Genomic DNA, 18927 nt, shown 5'->3' with positions numbered 1-18927 from the left:
AAAATGGCTGATACAATCCAAAAAGACGTAACAAGAGGAGGACAATTCCTCGTTAAAGAAACAAAATGCGAAGATATCTTCACTCCAGAAGATTTCAATGAAGAACAATTAATGATGCGTGACTCTGTAAAAGAGTTTGTCGATAAAGAATTGTGGCCTAACAAAGACCGTTTTGAGAAAAAGGACTATGCTTTTACCGAAGAGTCCATGAAAAAAGCCGGTGACTTAGGATTTCTAAGCGTGGCCGTTCCTGAAGCTTATGGCGGAATGGGAATGGGATTTGTAAATACTGTTTTGGTTTGCGATTATATTTCGGGAGCAACGGGTTCATTCTCTACAGCTTTTGGAGCGCACACCGGAATTGGAACCATGCCAATTACTTTGTACGGGACGGAAGAACAAAAACAAAAATATGTACCCAAATTAGCTTCTGGCGAATGGTTTGGTGCCTATTGTTTGACAGAACCAGGCGCAGGATCTGATGCCAACTCTGGAAAAACAAAAGCCGTTTTATCTGAAGATGGAAAATATTATTCGATAACAGGTCAAAAAATGTGGATTTCGAATGCCGGTTTTTGCTCCGTATTCATTGTTTTTGCACGTATAGACGACGATAAAAACATTACTGGATTCATTGTAGAAAACACCGCTGATAACGGAATTTCGATGAATGAAGAAGAGCATAAATTAGGTATTCGAGCTTCTTCTACTCGTCAAGTTTTCTTTAATGAAACCAAAGTTCCTGTTGAAAACATGCTTTCAGAAAGAGGAAATGGGTTCAAAATAGCAATGAATGCATTAAATGTGGGTCGTATCAAATTAGCAGCTGCTTGTTTGGATGCACAACGCAGAGTGATTTCCGGATCAGCAAAATATGCTAACGAAAGAATTCAATTTAACACCCCTATTTCTCAATTTGGAGCTATCCGTGCAAAATTAGCCGAAATGGCAACGAGTTGTTACGCCGGAGAAAGCGCAACCTATCGTGCAGCAAAAGATATCGAAGATCGCATTATAGCTCGTGAAGCAGAAGGATCAACACATCAGGAAGCGGAATTGAAAGGTGTTGAAGAATATGCTATTGAATGTTCTATTCTAAAAGTAGCCGTTTCTGAAGACATTCAAAACTGTGCCGATGAAGGAATCCAAATCTTTGGCGGAATGGGATTCTCTGAAGACACCCCGATGGAAAGTGCCTGGAGAGATGCTCGTATTGCCCGTATCTATGAGGGAACAAACGAAATCAACAGAATGCTTTCGGTAGGAATGTTAATCAAAAAAGCCATGAAAGGGCATGTTGATTTACTAGGACCAGCTTCTAAAGTACAAGAAGAATTAATGGGAATTCCTTCTTTTGACACACCTGATTATTCTGAATTGTTTGCCGAAGAAAAAGAAATGATCGGAAAATTGAAAAAAGCATTCCTGATGGTTGCCGGTGGTGCGGTTCAAAAATACGGTCCCGATTTAGAGGCACACCAACAATTATTAATGGCGGCTTCTGATATTTTAATCGAAATTTATATGGCTGAATCTACTATTCTTAGAACCGAGAAATTAGCCAAAAAAGAAGGAGAAGCTAAAGTGCAAGAACAAATTGCTATGGCTAAACTTTATTTATACAAAGCGGTTGATATTGTGACCCAAAAAGGAAAAGAAAGTGTAATCTCATTTGCCGAAGGTGATGAACAACGCATGATGCTAATGGGCTTGAGACGTTTCACTAAATATACCAACATGCCGAATATTGTTGCATTAAGAGAATTGATTACTACGAAAATAGTCGCTGAAAACGAATATTGCTTCTAATAGCAAAAACCGATACTAATTCAAAATGTTGAAAAACCGTCAAGTTTTAAATAACGAGACGGTTTTTTTTATATCGTAACATCAATATTTATTTTTTCAAAATATAGTTATCTGCCAAGGATCCGGTAATAACTTTGCCTTCCATATCTAACTGCATCAGCTTGTTTTCGCCCACTTTATATTGACCGGGAGCTTCGTCTATTCCTTTTAAAGAAACAATCGATCCTGTTTTATCCCAAACAAAACTGCCTATTTCTTCGGCTACTTTTTGGTCTCCTTTACCTAGATATTTTGTTCTCCTAATGAAAGTCATGTCTTTATTTAGGATAATTTCAGTTTCAATTCCTTCACAATCAGCGCAAGGTACTACCCCACTGTAAGTTCCTGACCAATCCAAAGAATTTTGAGAATTATGTTCATCGACCGCATTAGCATCGCTAGCTTTAGTCGCTACAACTTCAATATCATTTTTATTAGTCCCATTTTTACAGCTCAAAAAAAACAGCGAGGAACAAAAAAGTAAAACAATTCTATATTTCATAATAGTATTTTAATTAAATTTTCATTTTTAAAACGCTACTTATCCTCTTTCTTTTCAATTTTAGATATTTCGCCATAATAGGAAATTGAGCTGCGATTATTAGAATTAATCGTAAGTGTTGCACTTCCTTCAAAAGAAACAGAAAGTGAGATTTTAAATACGTCCTGTTCGCCTCTAACGGTGGCTTTTATTTCATAAGTCTTTTTAGCTTTCTCAACCGTAAATATGCTTGGTTTTCCTTCAAACTTCAATCCTTTATCTCCTCCATATCCAATACCCATATACCCGCGGCCAAAAAAAGGCATTTCGCTTTTGATAAAATCAGGCTTAAATTCGATAAAATTAGGATTCGTGGTCAAATCTATATTTCTGAATCCTTGAGGCAAAGCTTTTTGACCAACGAAAACAAATTCTTTGGAATTTACCAAAATCGCTGTTTGTTTTTCTTTTTCAATTTTCCTTTCTTCCCTTAACTGTTTTCTGGTTTTCTCTTGGGCAAAGCCCATAGTAACTACAAATAAAAGAAATACTAATAAGATTCTACTTTTTGATTTCATGGCTGTTATTTTTCAGTTTAACATTATTTCAACTAAAATGAAAACACAAAAATAATGCCCTAAAAAGGGCATCATTAGTAAACTTATTTCTTAGTAAAACGCATCATGGCGATATCTCCCATGATAAAGCTTAAGGTTTTTCCATCCTCAGAGATAGAATATGTTTGAACTTTATCTAGTGTCGACATAAAAACACTGTCTCCAGAACCTTGACAAGCCATCATGGTCATTCCCATTTTAGCGTCTTTAAAGTTTATTTTATTATCCTTTACATTCAATGGTCCCATAAAATTGTTACAGCTATTGTTACCCGAAACCCTGTTCTCTTTTAAATCAAAAACAATGCTTGGTTTTTTGTCTGGATATAAACCTTCAAAAGCAATTCTTGGCCCTGTGATATAATTCAATTCCCATGTTCCTTCTAGTGAAGCAACATTCTTAACCGTTGATTTAGTGGAATTACAAGACATAAATGCCAAACATAAAATTGTTAGAGATAAAAATACCTTTTTCATACTTAATATTATTAAATGATTTTGAGTAAAAACTCGTTAAAAACTAGTACAAAATTAGGTGTTAATTTTATTAACTTGTACTATAGAATTGTTAAATAGAGACGAGCAGTAAATTATTTTTTTTTCAATCTGGTCAATGATTTCAACCAAATTTAAAGTAACTTTACGTACTAATTTATTAATTTTTTAAATAGTTAAAATGAAAAAACTAATCATAACAATTGCTCTAATTTTAACGATTGTAATTGGATGTAAGACAAGTAACAGTTCAAATGATTCACAAAAACTCAATATTGCATTTGAACCAAAAAGCAATAGTACCGTTTCGGGTACCGCAACTTTTGTAGAAAAAAATGGCAAAGTGACTTTCGTAGCCAAATTATCAGGTTTAACGCCCGGTCTTCACGCCATTCATATTCATGAAAAATCAGATTGTTCTGCAGCCGACGGAAGTTCAGCGGGTGGACATTGGAATCCAACATTTAAAAAACACGGAAAATGGGGTGTGGGAGAATATCATAGAGGTGATATAGGAAATTTTACCGCTGATGCAAATGGAAACGGAACTATATCGATGACTACAGATGAGTGGAGTATTGGTGGCGAAGATCCAGCCAAAGATATTCTAGGCAAAGGATTGATCGTTCATCAAGGAATTGATGATTTTGTTTCACAACCAGCAGGAAATGCAGGAGCTAGAGTAGCTTGTTCAGCAATCATCAAATAAATTATTTCATAAATAACCATCCTATTGAATTTAAAATAAGATGGTTATTTAATTTAATAAACAAACTAAAAAAAACATAGCTTTGCAGCTTCAAAAATAGAAAATGATTAACCCTTCTGCTTCAGGTTGGATAGACAAGTATTTTTCAAAACAAAAAACAGTACCGCAAACTGTTTACAGCGATGCTGATTTGTTTTATCAAAACATACGAAATACAGGATTCATATATGGTCATATTGTTTCTTTTGAAACTGCTGTTCCAATAGAAACCAAAGGCTGGATGCAAAATGAAATTCCTAAAGTTGCCTTATTAAATACCTTATATGCTATTTATGGCTTAACAACTAAGGAAACTGATCCTGAAAATTTTATTTCTAAAACATTAGACTTTTACAACACGATGAATCCGCAAGGATTTAATTTGTTAAAAAAAGTATTACCCAATAGCGCTCCTTCTTTAAATTTAGAAAAAATTATTGATGATAGGGTTCAAACTAATATTGACATTATCAGTAAAAATTTTTCTCACATTGTAACCAATGCTTTATTATTTATAGATGTATTGGCTTTCCGCCAATATTTAATCCATGGAATAATTCCTGAAAAATATTTAAAAAAAATTGAAGAGGCCGTTATCAGTGTTGTTTCTCTTGCATTAAAAACCAAATCCCATAAATCCCATTATGATGATTTATTGATCAAGCTTTTTGAAGCATCCGTTCGTTACAGTAAGTTTTCAAAAGTAAGTGCTCAAAATTTGGAAGGACTCAATCTAGACTATTTCAGCTTTGAATTAGAAAAATATTATTTGATTGACATGGCCGGAATGGCGCTATGGAGCGATGGGAAGATTGAAAATGAAGAAGCCTACTTCCTGCACAAATTAGCCGAACTTGTTTCGGTTCCCGATGCCTTTGTAACCGAAAGTATCAAAAGTACCGACGAATTCATAACGACACATAAAAATGAAATACCCTATTTTAAATACTCAAATCCGGTAAAACATTTTTATGATCAAACCACACAAAGTGTAATCACATTAATTACACGCAATAAAAACAGGCTGATAAAAGAAATCATCCAAAGCAAAGAACTGATGCTGTTACTAGCCTATTCAACTCGAAGAGATTTGGATGAAAAGGAAAAGAAAAAGGTAAAAAAACAATTATTGGATATTTGCAAAACAATTCCATCATTAACCATTTTCTTACTACCGGGAGGAAGCTTATTATTACCAATATTAATCAAGTTTATCCCTAAATTATTACCCTCGGCTTTTAATGAAAATCTTGACGAAAATGAATAAAAAAAAATCGCCCTAAGGCGATTTTTTTATTTTATAGATTCAATTGGTAAACTTCATCCAACTCATTATTTGAACTTACATTCACATTCAAATCAGTTACAAAACCGGAATTCAAACCATAAACCCAACCATGTAAGGTTAAATCCTGTCCGTTTTTCCATGCGTTTTGCACTATTGACGTTCTAGACAAATCAAAAACCTGTTCTTTTGCATTAATTTCAACAAAAGCGTTAAAGCGTTCTGTTTCATCAACAATAGAGTCCAGATAAACATTATGCAAACGATACACATTCTTGATATGCCTGATCCAGTTATCAATAATACCAATAGAATCATTGCCCATTGCGGCTTTTACACCTCCGCATCCATAATGCCCACAAACGATAACATGCTTTACTTTCAAAACATTTACTGCATAATCTAATACGCTCAGCATATTCATATCAGAATGAACGACCATATTGGCAATATTCCTATGAACAAAAACTTCTCCCGGTTTAGCTCCAATAATTTCATTAGCAGGAACTCGACTATCAGAACATCCAATCCATAATAATGGCGGTTTCTGTCCTTTGGCTAAATCTTCGAAATAGTTTAAATCTATTGCTAATTTATCTTCAACCCACTTCTTATTATTCTCTAATATTTTTTTATAAAAATTACTCATCTTGTATATATTTTTTAATTTGAATTTGGCCATAAAACCTTAAAGAGACACATAAAGTAAATCCCTTTTTAAAGTTCTAATTACATTAGCCTCGTATTTGTTTTTTATTAATTTTGATAAACTTCTTTAAATGTTTCTTTCTTAACCATTACTCTTTTGGCAACATCATAATAATGCTCAAACGTAACATGGTTAGTCAATTCAGGCGTGTTTTCAAGCTCATAAGCTTTTTTGAAGCCTTTTAATTTTACTTTAATATTCTCGTCAACTGCTCTTGTTACTTTAAATTCTCGTATTAAATCTAAAATATCATGAGAAATATAAACGGTGTCGTGCGCATTGATAATCACCTTAGAATTTTCGGGTATTTCACTCAAAGTCAACTTAATCGCCGCTTTATTCAAGAAAGACACTTCTTGGGCTAAATCGATATGAATAATATCACCATCAACATATTCCTCTTTTTTGAAACTGTAAGCTCTTTTTAAGTTTCCTCTTAGGATAAAAATAACGCTGATAACAATCCCCAACAACACTCCTTTAAGCAAGTCAGTAACAACAACTGCTACTAAAGTGGCAATAAAAGGAACAAATTGATACTTTCCTTTTTCCCAGAAATGCATAAAAGTTGCTGGTTTAGCCAGTTTGTATCCTACTAAAATAAGTATCGTTGCCAAAGTTGCCAATGGAATTTTATTTAAAATAACAGGAATAGCTAATACACTTATCAATAAAAGCACACCATGAATAATTGATGACATTTTTGATTTTGCTCCTGCATTATTATTTGCAGATGATCTTACAACTACAGATGTCATTGGTAATCCTCCCAAAAGAGAACTTACTATATTACCAATTCCTTGTGCTTTAAGCTCAATATTGGTATTTGTATATCTTTTTTGGACATCCATTCTGTCGGAGGCTTCAATACATAACAATGTTTCTATAGAAGCAACTATGGCAATGGTTAAACCAACAACCCAAACCTGCGGATTGGTAATTCCGGCAAAATTAGGAGTTACAATAATAGCCTTAAACTCATCAAAAGACTGAGGAATTGGCAAGCTAACTAAATGCTCTTTGTTAATTGCTAACGAACTACCGGTCTGTATAAAAAATTCATTCAAAAGAATTCCGATAATTACTGCGACCAAAGCGCCCGGAACTAATTTCAGTTTTTTCAAAAAAGAAACCTTATCCCATGAAATAAGGATAATCAAAGAAACTGCGGTGATGACAACTGCTCCCAATTGAATATGGTTAAAAATTTCAACTAAGGCAGAAAATGAATTATTCCCGTCATTCTGAACAAAAGACTGGTCTCCTTCAAAATTGGTATCATAACCAAAAGCATGCGGAATTTGCTTTAAGATAATGATAACCCCAATACCAGCTAGCATTCCCTCAATTACATTCGTTGGAAAATAATTAGAAATACTTCCTGCTTTTAAAAAACCTAAACCCAGCTGAATTAATCCCGCAATAAAAACGGCGGTTAAAAAAACATCAAAAGCACCAAGATCAGTGATTGCTGTTAATATGATTGCTGTTAAACCCGCAGCAGGACCGGAAACACTAATATGAGACTGACTCAAATACCCCACAACGATACCACCAATGATTCCGGAGATAATTCCCGAAAATAATGGCGCACCTGAGGCCATTGCAATTCCTAAACACAAAGGAAGTGCAACTAAAAAAACTACTAAACCTGAAGCAAAATCAGATTTTAGATTGGCAAAAAGATTGATTTTTTTTGACATAATATTACAGTAAATTGCATGTTAATATCCTGCATATCTAAAAAGAATGCAGTAATTTAATTTTAAAATTTAATCGAAATATTATGCGAAATTTGGTGGAGGGGCAAAAATGGATGCCGAAACATTATCGTGTTTCGATAAGTTTTCAGAAAGTATTAAACTAGACTTGTTTATTTTTCCATCGTTGAAACCGATGTAAGAAGAATTATTAGTGTAAACAAAGTTTTTAATTTCCTTATGAGAATGATGCTCCTCTTCGGATATATTAAAAAACATTGAAGTATCGCAAGACTTTTCTATCATTGTTACAATTGTAGGCGTTGATAAAAAGGCAATAAATAAGAATAAAAAAAGACTTGCTATTAATTTCATTGCGGCAAAAATAGGTCGAAAAGAAGAAAATCAATAAAAAAAATTAAAAATTTTAAATAAATTTAACATAACCCAAAAAAAAACAGAATGCCAAATACCTAGCATTCTGTTTCATATTTTCATAATAAATATTCTTTTAAATCCCTTCTTCTAACCAAGATTGCATCATCCAAATTGTTTTTTCCTGTTCTCCAATAAAACCACTTACCATTGAAGTTGTTCCTTCGTCATCAATTTCTGCCGATTTATTAAAAATTGCTCTTTCAATCGTCAATAAATGGGATAATGAGTTTACAATCAAATGAATTGCTTTCTCATCATTAAAAACATTTTTACCAACAACTACCGTACTATTTTTCATATAATCTTCAAATGTATGAAGTGGAATTCCCCCCAAAGTAAGAACTCGTTCAGCAATCAAATCTATTTTTAATTGAGAGTCGTTGTATAATTCCTCGAATTTAACATGCAGATCAAAGAAACGTTTTCCCTTAATATTCCAGTGAATCCCTCTTAAATTTTGATAATACACCTGATAATTTGATAATAATATATTGAGCTCTTTCACTATCAATTCTGATGCTTCTAGCGGTAACCCTAAAATGTTTGTTTTCATAATTTCTATTTTTATCAAAAGTACCAAAGAAAAGAGTAATTTGTACTATAAATTAAATTGATTGTTTTTATATTTACATCATAAAATACTATCTATGACTATTACCCAATTAAAATATGTGCTAGCCGTAGCAGAGCATAAAAATTTCACCCTCGCTGCCGAAAAATGTTTTGTCACTCAGCCTACGTTGAGTATGCAAATTCAAAAAATTGAAGAAGAATTAAGTATCATAATATTTGATCGAACCAAAAAACCAATTCAACTTACTGAAATTGGTCAAAAAATCGTTAACCAAGCCAAAAACATTGTTAATGAAGCAGGCAGAATACAGGATATTGTAGAGCAACAAAAAGGATTTATTGGAGGCGAATTTAGATTGGGTATTATTCCAACTATTATGCCTACTCTATTGCCAATGTTCTTGAATAATTTTATCAAAAAATATCCTAAAGTAAAACTCATAATTGAAGAACTGAACACTGAGGAAATAATTACAAAACTCAATAATGGTCATCTCGATGCAGCAATTGCTGCAACACCTTTGATGGAAGAAAAAATCAAGGAAATTGTTTTGTACTTTGAACCTTTTGTTGCTTACATTCCTGAAGGACATCAGCATTTTAAAAAAGAAGAAATCGAAATCGAAGATTTAAATTTAGACGAAATTCTTTTACTTCAAGACGGTCATTGTTTTAGAGATGGAATTTTAAATTTGTGCAAAAGAAAAGCGACAAACGAATTTGACCATTTCCGAATAGAAAGTGGAAGTTTTGAAACCTTAATAAAACTAGCCGATGAAGGTTTAGGAACTACTCTATTGCCTTATTTACACACCTTAGATTTAAAAGAATCCGATAAAAGAAAACTACGCCATTTTACAGAACCAAGACCGGCTCGTGAAGTGAGTTTACTATTTCCTAAAAACGAATTAAAAATTCAGATAATTGATGCCTTAAGAAGCACTATTGCCGGAGTAATAAAAGGAGCTATTGTTTTTCAAAATGTACAAATCATCAGTCCAATTCAGAAGAAATAAAAAAAGGAACCTTAATTAAGGTTCCTTTTTTTTTATCATTTATGCTTTACAATTAATAAACATTGCTTTAATTCTGGTTTTTCGATTATAAAACTTGATAACCATTCTTTTAACTGTTCCATTTCGTAAGGCAACAATGTTTTTATAGCTTTTTCTAATTCTTTACAAAAAAGTGACGGATCGAAACTTACTCTTTCAAGAATTGATTTAGTGTAATCAAACATAATTTTCGACATAATAAAATAAGAGATTTGGGGTTAGTATTTTATTTTAACTCTTTGTAAAAATACACCTTTTATAGATATATCACACCAATTTAACGTTGAATTGTGAATTATATTTCATACAAAAACAAATTTACAAACTATTTATAATGCTCTAAAAAGAAACTCAAATAGATTTCGTTGCACGAAACATTTCCCTCTTACCTGGAGGCCCTGCCAATTTTTCAACGGTAAATCCTACTTCAATCATACTCCTTTTAACAACACCTCTTGCGGCATAAGTAACCAAAACTCCATTATTCTTAAGAGCGGCAAACATTTTTTCAAAAATGGCTGTACTCCATAATTCTGGCTGCACTCGGTATCCAAAAGCATCAAAATAAATTAAATCATATTTATCTACATCATCAATTTCTGCAAAAAATTGTTTCCTTTTAGTCAATGAAAAATGATCGCTCAAAATTACTTTTTCCTCCCAATTGGAAGTATGCATTTTTTCAAAAATCTCTTTTTGCTCATTGGCGCCTAATTCTTCAACATAATTCATCGAAACCAATTCCTCTGACGAAATAGGATAAGCCTCTACTCCAACATAATCAATAGATTGATTCATTTTTTGACCTTCCAAAAAAGTAATAAAAGTGTTCAATCCTGTTCCAAATCCAATTTCTAAGATAGAAACTTCTCTGTTTTGAAATAAAGAAAGTCCGTTTTTAATAAAAACATGCTGCGCTTCTTGAATAGCACCATGTTTAGAATGATAACATTCATCCCATTCTTTTATATGAATAGTTGTTGAACCATCGTGAGTTTGTATAATTTCTCTTTCCAAAGTCTTTATTATGAGGGTACTTATTAAGCACCAGATTGATTTTTGCCAAATTTAAACAAAAAAACATATAATTAATTTAAAAACAAATCCAATTTGTTAAACATACTATAGAAATGACTTCAATTTTGTTCATTTTTTACTATATAAACAAATCAAGCATAAAGGCAACAATTAATGTAGTTTTAGCAAAGATTAATTAAGTTTTTATTTAATTTTGCATGGATTAAAGTTCATTTGATAAAAAAAATGATGTTTTAGTTTTTTTCTAATCTCTTAAAAAAGTAAAAAACAATAAATAAATTATGAGTACAACTCAAACCAACAAAATTGACATCACAAAAGCTGCTACTTCAAAAATAAATGAAGTAGATTTTGAAAGCTTAAGCTTTGGCTCAGTATTTACGGATCACTTATTAGAATGTGATTTCAAAAATGGAGAATGGCAAACACCGGTTATTAAACCGTATGCACCTTTCTTAGTAGATCCATCTACAAGAGTTTTCCATTATGGTCAAGCCATTTTTGAAGGTATGAAAGCTTACAAAGATGACAATGATGATATTTGGCTTTTTAGACCTGATGAAAATTACAATCGTTTCAATAAATCAGCTGTGAGAATGGCTATGCCGGAAGTTCCAGAATCTGTTTTTATGGATGGTTTGAACCAATTGTTAAAAATTGATCAAGAATGGGTAAAAAAAGGTAAAGGAAATGCCATGTATATCAGACCCTTTATGATTGCAACTGGTACAGGTGTAATTGCAAATCCATCGGATGATTATAAGTTCATGATCATTTTATCTCCAGTAACTTCTTATTATTCAGGTGATGTAAAAGTTGTGATTGCTGAACATTTCAGTAGGGCTGCTAATGGCGGAATTGGAGCTGCAAAAGCTGCAGGAAATTATGCTGCACAATTTTACCCAACAACTTTAGCTAATAAAGAAGGTTTCCAACAGGTAATTTGGACTGATGATGCTACTCATACAAAACTAGAAGAAGCAGGAACAATGAATGTGTTCTTTAGAATTAATAATACTTTACTTACTGCTCCTACCAGCGAAAGAATTCTGGATGGTGTAACAAGAAAAACACTTATCGATCTTGCAAAAAGAGAAGGTATCGAGGTAGAGATTCGTTCCGTTCTAGTATCTGAATTAGTTGAAGCTTCAGAAAACGGAAGCCTAAAAGAAATTTTTGGAGCCGGAACCGCTGCGGTAATAAGTCCTATTTCTGGTTTTTCATATAAAGATGTTTATTACGATTTGCCAAAAATTGAAAACTCAACTGCATCACAGCTTAAAGATAAATTGACAAATATTCAAAATAAATTAGCCGAAGATACCTTTGGCTGGACTGTTAAAATATAAGTCACTAATTATACTGTTTACAAAAAAACCATTTTTAATTAAATGGTTTTTTTTTGACATCAAAACAAAACTACACTCCTAATATCTTCGAAAAATCCGGTTTAAAATATTTAGGTCCTTTCATTACTTTACCATCTTCGCGATATATAGGATTTCCATCTTCTCCCAGTTTACTCATATTGCTGCGTTGAATTTCGTCAAAAACCGCTTCAATTTTATGTTGCAAACCATGCTCTATAATAGTTCCGCAAAGGATGTACATCATATCCCCTAAAGCGTCAGCAATTTCAATTAAATCATTGTTTTGAACAGCTTCCAAATATTCCTCATTTTCCTCTTTCATCAAATGATAACGAAGAGTATTTTTATTTTCTCCCAAATCGGCAATCGGAGTTTCGCTATGCCCTATTTTAAATGCGGTATGAAATTCCTTAACTGAATTGATTTGTTTTTGCATGATTATTATTTGTTAAATGAAAAGGCAAATTAGTAACTATTCTCAAACAATTGCCTATTTTTGCCAAAAAAATTAAACTATGTTTAGCCAAGGACAATTGATATTTGCACTCTGTTTTTTTATTGCTTTTGTTATTGCAATCATTTTTTGCTACCGAAAAGACATTAAAATACATAAGCTTTTTTACAAAGGAAACCACAAGGTACTGATCGGTTTTATAATTTTTATCGGAATTCTTTTTATGATAAAAATATTTTTCAAACGTTAGTTCAAGAATTCCAAAAACAGCAAAAGATAATTAGAATAACCCTAAGTTTTCTCCTGAAGTGTTTTTTATTTCTTGGAAATACAATTTGCATCGAGAAATTCTAAAACTTCAGGGCTCTCATTCTGATTCCATATTCACAGGCTAAATTCAGCTAACCACTTCTTAAACAGACTGCAATTTGCGCCGCTCATAATAAAAATCCAAATCGGTCATTTAACTTTCGTTAAAAATGCTTTCCGATTGATTTTTCCTTCATAAGACATTTTCATTAGCAGTCTATACTTAGAACAACTCCGATTCTAATAAAAAAACATTATATTGAGACTCATTTGCTCATTAATAATTGAAATAGTAATTTGCATCCATTTGCGTAATACCATCCTAAAACTTAATGCCAAAATAAATAATGGAACTTTAGCATATTTATTTATGATTCGTCCTACATATTAATAAAAATTCTAACTTTACGACTGAAAATAACCGATACATCATGAGGATTTTAAAATATATATTTCTTTTATTATTGCTAAGTTTAGTAGCCCTTACCATTTTTATTGCTACTCAAAAAGGAGATTTTACAGTTGAACGAAGCAGAATAATAAATTCACCAAAATCCGCTGTATTTAATTATGTTAACGATTATAGAAATTGGGCCGATTTCGGCTCTTGGACTTTACAAGATCCTGAAATAAAGATAAATTATTCTCAAAATACTATCGGAAAAGATGCTTCTTACTCTTGGGAAGGTAAAGATACCAATGGCGAAATACAGACTCTTTATGCCAAAGAAAATGATAGCATTTCTCAAAAAGTGGATTCAGAAGGAACAATTTCTTCTATTCAATGGATATTCAAAGATACTATTGGCGGTACAAAAGTGACTTGGAAAACAAAAGGAAAAATGAGTTTTTTCTTTAAAATCTATACCGCTTTGAACGGCGGAGCAGATAAAGTTATTGGCACAATTTATGAAAAAACCTTAATTAATCTTGACAAAGCTCTAGTTTATGAAATAAATACCTATTCTATAAAAGAAAATGGACTAGTCAGAAAACCGCTAAGTTTTTATTTATGCCAAACTTTTACTAGCGAAATAGCAAAAATCAACAAAAACTTTAAAATAGTAACTCCAAAAATTATTGATTTCTGCAAAGACAATAACATCGCTATGAGTGGAAAACCATTTGTGATATACCACACTTATGACGCACAAAAAGGATTAGCAAGAGTATCTATTGGCGTTCCGATAAAAAACGAAATATTCATCAGCGCGGGAAGCGATATTGCATCAGGAAAACTTGAGGCGTTTGAAGCGGTAAAAACTACACTTACCGGAGATTATTCGCACCTAAAAAAGGCATACAATAAGACCGTTGAATACCTTATTAAGAACCAAATCAGTCATGCCCCTTTAATTTCTCATATTGAAGTTTACACTATCGGAAAAGACGAAGCAAAAAAACCTTCTGAATGGGTTACTGAAATTTATATGCCAATAATCCCAAAAGTAGCGCCTGTAATAAACACGCCGACTCAAACGGTTCTACAAACCGGTGATATTGATGAAGATCCAACGATTTCTAACTCCGTTGAACCTATAAAAAGAAACAAAACTGTTCTAAAAAGTACTGAACCTAAAAAAGTACCGGCTCCTAAAACAACTGAAGAAGGACAATCGGAATTTTAATTCTTTTATAGACTTGATTAAACCAATTCAAAGAATTCGATTCTAATTACATAAAAAGTAGCTTTGCCAGAAGAAGAGGAATTTATTCAACTGTTATTGAACCCTAAAACGCAAAATGAAGCGTTTCAAAAACTCTTGCTTGCCTATCAGAAGCCGCTTTATAATCATATACGCAACATTGTTTTGAATCATGATGATACGGATGATGTCTTGCAAAACACATTTATTAAAGTATTTCAGCATTTAAAAAACTTTAAAGGAGAAAGCAAACTGTTTTCTTGGATGTATCGCATAGCGACAAATGAAGCCCTTAGCTTTTTAAACCAAAAAGCACGAAAAAGCGGAATTTCATCAGAAACCTTACAGAATAAAACCATCGATAATTTAAAATCGGATCCGTATTTTGACGGAAATGAAATCCAAATAAAATTACAAAAGGCAATTGCTGCTCTTCCCGAAAAACAGCAATTGGTCTTTAAAATGCGATATTTTGAAGAACTTAAATATGAAGAAATATCAGAAATACTGGGAACTTCAGTTGGAGGTTTGAAAGCTTCCTATCATATTGCCGTAAAAAAAATAGAAGCTTTTGTAACGACAGATTAAACCTTTTGTCAATAATTAAGTCTAACATTTGTTATGAAAACATTTAAATTAGAAAACGAGACCAAAATTGAATCTGGATTTACCACTCCAGCGAATTATTTTGAAAATTTTTCAGAAAAAGTAATGCTGCAATTACCTAAAGAAGAGCCAAAGCTAATTTCACTTTTCCAAAAAAGAAAAACAATGCTGATGATGGCAGCAGCTGTTTTGGTCATTGCATTGATGATTCCTATTTTTACTATTTCTTTGAAAAATTCGAAAGAATTAGATGAAAATACGATCGAAACTTATTTGAGTTATCAGTCTAACATGAATCAATATGATTTGATAAACGACTTAGATCCTGATGATATCGATAAAATACAAACAAACGTTGCACTGGAAGACAAAACCATCGAAGACATCCTAACATCTAATGCTAATTTAGAGCATCTTATACTTGAATAAATCTTAACAAAGTATTTTACACTTTGAGTTAAAAATAATAAACACAAACAAAAATGAATATTAAAAAAATTCTTCCAATACTCTTGTTACTCACTTCTTTTAATTTTTACGCTCAAGGCGAAAGAATGAAAGAAAAAAGAGAACAAATTAAAGCCTTAAAAGTAGCTTTTTTTACAACTGAACTAGATTTGACGGCTAATGAGTCTGAAAAATTTTGGCCTATCTATAATCGGTTTGATGATAAGCAATTTGAAATAAGGCATACAAAAATTAAAGCTTATATGAGCCGAATGAATAATGACGCTTTAGATACGATGAGTGATAAAGATGCTGCTATTTTGTTGAATCAAATCGAAAACGCAGATGAAGAAGTGTTTTTATTGCGAAAAAAATTCATTAAAGATTTAAAACCCATTCTTCCTGCCGTAAAAATTCTAAAACTCAGAAAATCTGAAGAAAACTTTAATAGAAAATTATTGCACCAATACAGAGACAGAACTCCGAAAAAAGAGTAGTTTTTTTTTAAAACATAATACAAACCCAATTCAATATAAGATTATATTGGATTGGGTTTTATTTTAAAAATTGAATTCGGATCATTTTATTTTTCCCAGCGGCAATTGCGGAATTATTATCTATAAAACGAATGGTAAAAAGATCAGGATCTGTAGCTAATTGTTTCCAAGAATTCCCACTGTCATAGGAATAATAAATTCCGGTTGCTCCTACACTTACCAATGATTTTCCTCCGCTATTCGGAACATATTGCACACAAGAAGCATAACCAAAACCATCATTTTCCGCTATCAGCTTCCATGTTTTTCCTCCATCTACAGTAATGGCTTTGTTACCAAAATTCTGAGTCGGATTTTCATAATCTCCTCCTGCTACAAATCCTTTTTTAGAATCATAAAAATCGGCAGTAAAAATCCCCGTCATTGTTTTTCCTTGCACAATTGGAGTATTATAAACTTCCCAGCTATTTCCTTTATCAGCAGAATGAAAAACTCTGGATTTTTTACCTCCAGACACAACCCAAACCTGATTGCCTTTTAGCACAATATTAGTGTTGCTTGCAGCAAAAGCCACTTCGCCATCAATAATTTTAGGAAGTGCGTTCGATGGTATTTTATTCCAAGTATTTCCTCCATCTCTTGTAATGATTATTGAAAGACAATCTTCAACCGGATCACCTATAGCAATACCTTCCTTATCATTCCAGAATTGCATACTATCATAAAAAACCTTTTCATTATTTTCCTTATATACTAAACTTGGATTTAAATCCTCTTTTAAAACCTTATAAAGTAGCGCTGGATTAGCGACACTCAGCATAAAAATATTTTTTGAAGTTTGGGCTATACTTCTGAATTCTAACTTCATACTATCAATTGTAGCAACTCTTTCCTCTTTTCTTTTTTTTCTCACGTCAAAAAAACCAAATCGTGAATTATTTGCTGCATACCAAATTTTATTTTCGTCAACGACTATGGCCCTAATACTTATATTGTCCTGAAACAGAGTATCTATTTGAACGGATTTAAAAATAATCCTATCCTTACTTTTATTTTTATACTCAATTGTTTTACAAGAATTTAAAAAAAACAAACTCAACAGTATTAAAAAGACTTTTCGCATTATTATCAATTTATTTGAGGCTAATTTACAATTAAATACAAGAATAGCGTTTGAACATAAAATTAATTGGCACAGTAATTGAATATTCGAAAATATAATAATTAAATACACTTATTATGAAAACTAAAATACTTTTTCTAAGCCTAATGACCTCATTTTTTGCAGGTCAGATACAAGCACAAAATGGCACTAGAGTAAACGCTATGAGCGATGAAATAAGTGATAACCTAGATCTTAGAGCCGTTGCTGATATTTTTGGAGATTCTAAAAATCTTCAGGATTTTGAAAGACGCTTAAATGATCCAAAACTTCAAATCTCAAATCTAGATTTGAATAACGATAACGAAGTAGATTATCTGCGTGTTATAGAAACTGTTGATAATAACACCCACGTGATTATTGTACAATCCGTTCTTGACCGAGATGTTTATCAAGATGTTGCGACAATCGAAGTAGAAAGAGACCGTTACAATAAAGTTCAAATTCAGATTGTAGGTAACGAATACATGTATGGCGCAAACTACATTTACGAACCAGTTTATTATAGCACTCCTACTATTTATGCTTCTTTTTGGTTAAATAATTATCGTCCTTATGTATCAAATTGGTATTGGAACTATTACCCATCCTACTACTATGCATGGAATCCGTATCCGGTTTACAGATACAGAAATAACATCCGTCTTAGTCTGAACATAAACAACAATTATAACTATGTAAATTATAGAAGAAGCAACCATGCTACTATTATATACAATTCAAGACGCTCTAATGGCTACGAAAGACAATATCCTGATCGCAATTTTTCAAGAAGAAACAGTAATATTGCAAATCGTTATGAACTAGATCAAAGAAGAACAAGCCGAAATATTAACGCTCGAAACGATGTAAACTATTCTAGAAACAGAACTTATAACACTAGAGAAATTGCGTCAAGAAGAAATGAAAACCAAAGAGACAATTCTCAAAACAGAATTAACTCTTCTAGAGATAATGCTTCGCAAAGAACAGAACAAAGAAGAGATTTTTCTCAAAACAGAGTAAATCCATCTAGAGAATCTGCTCCACAAAGAACAGAACAGAGAAGAGATTTTTCTCAAAACAGGGTAAATCCATCTAGAGAATCTGCTCCACAAAGAACTGAAACACCAAGAGATTTTTCTCAAAACAGGGTAAATCCATCTAGAGAATCTGCTCCGCAAAGAACAGAAACACCAAGAAATTTTTCTCAAAATAGAGTAAATCCATCTAGAGAATCTGCTCCGCAAAGAACAGAAACACCAAGAAATTTTTCTCAAAATAGAGTAAATCAATCTAGAGAGTCTGCTCCGCAAAGAACAGAACAGAGAAGAGAAAATCAATCTAGAGACAACAACAGAAGGTCTTAAAACTATTCAAAAAAAGCAATTTTAAACACGGTCCATTGACCGTGTTTTTTTTTAAATGTCTTTTTATAAATAAACAAGCTAAGTTTGTTTAAAAAGAGTAA

21 protein-coding genes are annotated in these 18927 nt (G+C 32.3%); 10 read left to right on the top strand and 11 right to left on the bottom strand.

What is annotated here, in order from left to right; genetic code table 11:
- Positions 1-3 precede the first annotated feature (3 nt).
- Positions 4-1809 (top strand): acyl-CoA dehydrogenase family protein, encoded by a 1806-nt coding sequence (locus tag ACMDB5_RS08550; protein WP_413997843.1) that lies wholly within the window; start codon positions 4-6, stop codon positions 1807-1809.
- An 88-nt stretch (positions 1810-1897) separates the two neighbouring features.
- Here the strand turns inward: ACMDB5_RS08550 and ACMDB5_RS08545 are convergent, their stop codons facing one another.
- From ACMDB5_RS08545 to ACMDB5_RS08535, 3 genes are all read right to left on the bottom strand, one after another.
- Complete coding sequence (locus ACMDB5_RS08545; protein WP_413997842.1) at positions 1898-2350, bottom strand: copper resistance protein NlpE; 453 nt, start codon at positions 2348-2350, stop codon at positions 1898-1900.
- Between the two features lie 35 nt (positions 2351-2385).
- Positions 2386-2907, bottom strand: coding sequence for a DUF4251 domain-containing protein (locus tag ACMDB5_RS08540; protein WP_413997841.1), 522 nt, complete (start codon positions 2905-2907; stop codon positions 2386-2388).
- 83 nt (positions 2908-2990) lie between these two features.
- Entirely contained in the window at positions 2991-3422 is a 432-nt protein-coding gene (locus tag ACMDB5_RS08535) for an META domain-containing protein (protein WP_413997840.1), read from the bottom strand.
- 199 nt (positions 3423-3621) lie between these two features.
- Between ACMDB5_RS08535 and ACMDB5_RS08530 the strand changes: the two genes are divergently transcribed.
- Entirely contained in the window at positions 3622-4149 is a 528-nt protein-coding gene (locus ACMDB5_RS08530; protein WP_413997839.1) for a superoxide dismutase family protein, read from the top strand.
- Positions 4150-4252: 103 nt separating this feature from the next.
- Entirely contained in the window at positions 4253-5455 is a 1203-nt protein-coding gene (locus tag ACMDB5_RS08525) for an LETM1-related biofilm-associated protein (RefSeq protein ID WP_413997838.1), read from the top strand.
- 31 nt (positions 5456-5486) lie between these two features.
- On the opposite strand, the gene can is transcribed toward ACMDB5_RS08525, so the two are convergent.
- The 4 genes from can to ACMDB5_RS08505 all read right to left on the bottom strand — a co-directional run bounded on the left by can (position 5487) and on the right by ACMDB5_RS08505 (position 8873).
- Complete coding sequence (can, locus tag ACMDB5_RS08520) at positions 5487-6122, bottom strand: carbonate dehydratase (RefSeq protein ID WP_413997837.1); 636 nt, start codon at positions 6120-6122, stop codon at positions 5487-5489.
- A 107-nt stretch (positions 6123-6229) separates the two neighbouring features.
- A complete protein-coding gene (locus ACMDB5_RS08515; RefSeq protein WP_413997836.1) occupies positions 6230-7885 on the bottom strand; it encodes a SulP family inorganic anion transporter in 1656 nt (551 codons plus the stop codon).
- Between the two features lie 81 nt (positions 7886-7966).
- On the bottom strand, positions 7967-8257 hold the full coding sequence (locus tag ACMDB5_RS08510; protein WP_413997835.1) for a hypothetical protein: 291 nt from the start codon (positions 8255-8257) through the stop codon (positions 7967-7969).
- 136 nt (positions 8258-8393) lie between these two features.
- Complete coding sequence (locus ACMDB5_RS08505) at positions 8394-8873, bottom strand: Dps family protein (protein WP_413997834.1); 480 nt, start codon at positions 8871-8873, stop codon at positions 8394-8396.
- 94 nt (positions 8874-8967) lie between these two features.
- Here ACMDB5_RS08505 and ACMDB5_RS08500 point away from each other — a divergent pair, with 94 nt between their 5' ends.
- Positions 8968-9909 carry a LysR substrate-binding domain-containing protein gene (locus tag ACMDB5_RS08500; protein WP_413997833.1) on the top strand — a complete coding sequence of 314 codons (942 nt, stop codon included), beginning with the start codon at positions 8968-8970 and terminating at the stop codon, positions 9907-9909.
- Positions 9910-9944: 35 nt separating this feature from the next.
- Here the strand turns inward: ACMDB5_RS08500 and ACMDB5_RS08495 are convergent, their stop codons facing one another.
- Positions 9945-10145, bottom strand: coding sequence for a hypothetical protein (locus tag ACMDB5_RS08495; RefSeq protein ID WP_413997832.1), 201 nt, complete (start codon positions 10143-10145; stop codon positions 9945-9947).
- Positions 10146-10299: 154 nt separating this feature from the next.
- On the bottom strand, positions 10300-10965 hold the full coding sequence (mnmD, locus tag ACMDB5_RS08490) for a tRNA (5-methylaminomethyl-2-thiouridine)(34)-methyltransferase MnmD (protein ID WP_413997831.1): 666 nt from the start codon (positions 10963-10965) through the stop codon (positions 10300-10302).
- Positions 10966-11267: 302 nt separating this feature from the next.
- Between mnmD and ACMDB5_RS08485 the strand changes: the two genes are divergently transcribed.
- Positions 11268-12335 (top strand): branched-chain amino acid aminotransferase, encoded by a 1068-nt coding sequence (locus ACMDB5_RS08485; RefSeq protein ID WP_413997830.1) that lies wholly within the window; start codon positions 11268-11270, stop codon positions 12333-12335.
- A gap of 70 nt (positions 12336-12405) precedes the next feature.
- Here ACMDB5_RS08485 and ACMDB5_RS08480 read toward each other — a convergent pair whose 3' ends face one another.
- Positions 12406-12792 (bottom strand): hypothetical protein, encoded by a 387-nt coding sequence (locus ACMDB5_RS08480; RefSeq protein ID WP_413997829.1) that lies wholly within the window; start codon positions 12790-12792, stop codon positions 12406-12408.
- A 758-nt stretch (positions 12793-13550) separates the two neighbouring features.
- On the opposite strand from ACMDB5_RS08480, the gene ACMDB5_RS08475 reads away from it, so the two are divergent.
- The 4 genes from ACMDB5_RS08475 to ACMDB5_RS08460 all read left to right on the top strand — a co-directional run bounded on the left by ACMDB5_RS08475 (position 13551) and on the right by ACMDB5_RS08460 (position 16315).
- Complete coding sequence (locus ACMDB5_RS08475; RefSeq protein WP_413997828.1) at positions 13551-14747, top strand: SRPBCC family protein; 1197 nt, start codon at positions 13551-13553, stop codon at positions 14745-14747.
- Positions 14748-14810: 63 nt separating this feature from the next.
- A complete protein-coding gene (locus ACMDB5_RS08470; protein WP_413997827.1) occupies positions 14811-15353 on the top strand; it encodes an RNA polymerase sigma factor in 543 nt (180 codons plus the stop codon).
- A gap of 33 nt (positions 15354-15386) precedes the next feature.
- Positions 15387-15800: a hypothetical protein gene (locus ACMDB5_RS08465; protein ID WP_413997826.1), complete on the top strand. Its 414-nt coding sequence runs from the start codon at positions 15387-15389 to the stop codon at positions 15798-15800.
- Between the two features lie 53 nt (positions 15801-15853).
- Positions 15854-16315 (top strand): sensor of ECF-type sigma factor, encoded by a 462-nt coding sequence (locus ACMDB5_RS08460; protein WP_413997825.1) that lies wholly within the window; start codon positions 15854-15856, stop codon positions 16313-16315.
- A 58-nt stretch (positions 16316-16373) separates the two neighbouring features.
- Here ACMDB5_RS08460 and ACMDB5_RS08455 read toward each other — a convergent pair whose 3' ends face one another.
- Positions 16374-17183 carry a WD40/YVTN/BNR-like repeat-containing protein gene (locus ACMDB5_RS08455; protein WP_413997824.1) on the bottom strand — a complete coding sequence of 270 codons (810 nt, stop codon included), beginning with the start codon at positions 17181-17183 and terminating at the stop codon, positions 16374-16376.
- Between the two features lie 371 nt (positions 17184-17554).
- Here ACMDB5_RS08455 and ACMDB5_RS08450 point away from each other — a divergent pair, with 371 nt between their 5' ends.
- Positions 17555-18826: a hypothetical protein gene (locus ACMDB5_RS08450; protein ID WP_413997823.1), complete on the top strand. Its 1272-nt coding sequence runs from the start codon at positions 17555-17557 to the stop codon at positions 18824-18826.
- The last annotated feature ends 101 nt before the right edge of the window (positions 18827-18927 follow it).

Source organism: Flavobacterium sp. W1B (assembly GCF_047344965.1).
Lineage (GTDB): Bacteria > Bacteroidota > Bacteroidia > Flavobacteriales > Flavobacteriaceae > Flavobacterium.
This window is presented reverse-complemented; position numbering and strand designations above follow the sequence as displayed.

What these genes read in the sequence shown, in the direction of transcription:
- ACMDB5_RS08465 (WP_413997826.1), top strand. Translation starts at nt 15,387, where the DNA reads ATGAAAACATTTAAATTAGAAAACGAGACCAAAATTGAATCTGGATTT.
- ACMDB5_RS08530 (WP_413997839.1), top strand. Translation starts at nt 3,622, where the DNA reads ATGAAAAAACTAATCATAACAATTGCTCTAATTTTAACGATTGTAATT.
- ACMDB5_RS08450 (WP_413997823.1), top strand. Translation starts at nt 17,555, where the DNA reads ATGAAAACTAAAATACTTTTTCTAAGCCTAATGACCTCATTTTTTGCA.
- ACMDB5_RS08505 (WP_413997834.1), bottom strand. Translation starts at nt 8,873, where the DNA reads ATGAAAACAAACATTTTAGGGTTACCGCTAGAAGCATCAGAATTGATA.
- ACMDB5_RS08540 (WP_413997841.1), bottom strand. Translation starts at nt 2,907, where the DNA reads ATGAAATCAAAAAGTAGAATCTTATTAGTATTTCTTTTATTTGTAGTT.
- ACMDB5_RS08455 (WP_413997824.1), bottom strand. Translation starts at nt 17,183, where the DNA reads ATGAAGTTAGAATTCAGAAGTATAGCCCAAACTTCAAAAAATATTTTT.
- ACMDB5_RS08475 (WP_413997828.1), top strand. Translation starts at nt 13,551, where the DNA reads ATGAGGATTTTAAAATATATATTTCTTTTATTATTGCTAAGTTTAGTA.
- can (WP_413997837.1), bottom strand. Translation starts at nt 6,122, where the DNA reads ATGAGTAATTTTTATAAAAAAATATTAGAGAATAATAAGAAGTGGGTT.
- ACMDB5_RS08525 (WP_413997838.1), top strand. Translation starts at nt 4,253, where the DNA reads ATGATTAACCCTTCTGCTTCAGGTTGGATAGACAAGTATTTTTCAAAA.
- ACMDB5_RS08485 (WP_413997830.1), top strand. Translation starts at nt 11,268, where the DNA reads ATGAGTACAACTCAAACCAACAAAATTGACATCACAAAAGCTGCTACT.
- ACMDB5_RS08480 (WP_413997829.1), bottom strand. Translation starts at nt 12,792, where the DNA reads ATGCAAAAACAAATCAATTCAGTTAAGGAATTTCATACCGCATTTAAA.
- ACMDB5_RS08515 (WP_413997836.1), bottom strand. Translation starts at nt 7,885, where the DNA reads ATGTCAAAAAAAATCAATCTTTTTGCCAATCTAAAATCTGATTTTGCT.
- ACMDB5_RS08460 (WP_413997825.1), top strand. Translation starts at nt 15,854, where the DNA reads ATGAATATTAAAAAAATTCTTCCAATACTCTTGTTACTCACTTCTTTT.
- ACMDB5_RS08545 (WP_413997842.1), bottom strand. Translation starts at nt 2,350, where the DNA reads ATGAAATATAGAATTGTTTTACTTTTTTGTTCCTCGCTGTTTTTTTTG.
- ACMDB5_RS08535 (WP_413997840.1), bottom strand. Translation starts at nt 3,422, where the DNA reads ATGAAAAAGGTATTTTTATCTCTAACAATTTTATGTTTGGCATTTATG.
- ACMDB5_RS08510 (WP_413997835.1), bottom strand. Translation starts at nt 8,257, where the DNA reads ATGAAATTAATAGCAAGTCTTTTTTTATTCTTATTTATTGCCTTTTTA.
- ACMDB5_RS08500 (WP_413997833.1), top strand. Translation starts at nt 8,968, where the DNA reads ATGACTATTACCCAATTAAAATATGTGCTAGCCGTAGCAGAGCATAAA.
- ACMDB5_RS08495 (WP_413997832.1), bottom strand. Translation starts at nt 10,145, where the DNA reads ATGTCGAAAATTATGTTTGATTACACTAAATCAATTCTTGAAAGAGTA.
- ACMDB5_RS08550 (WP_413997843.1), top strand. Translation starts at nt 4, where the DNA reads ATGGCTGATACAATCCAAAAAGACGTAACAAGAGGAGGACAATTCCTC.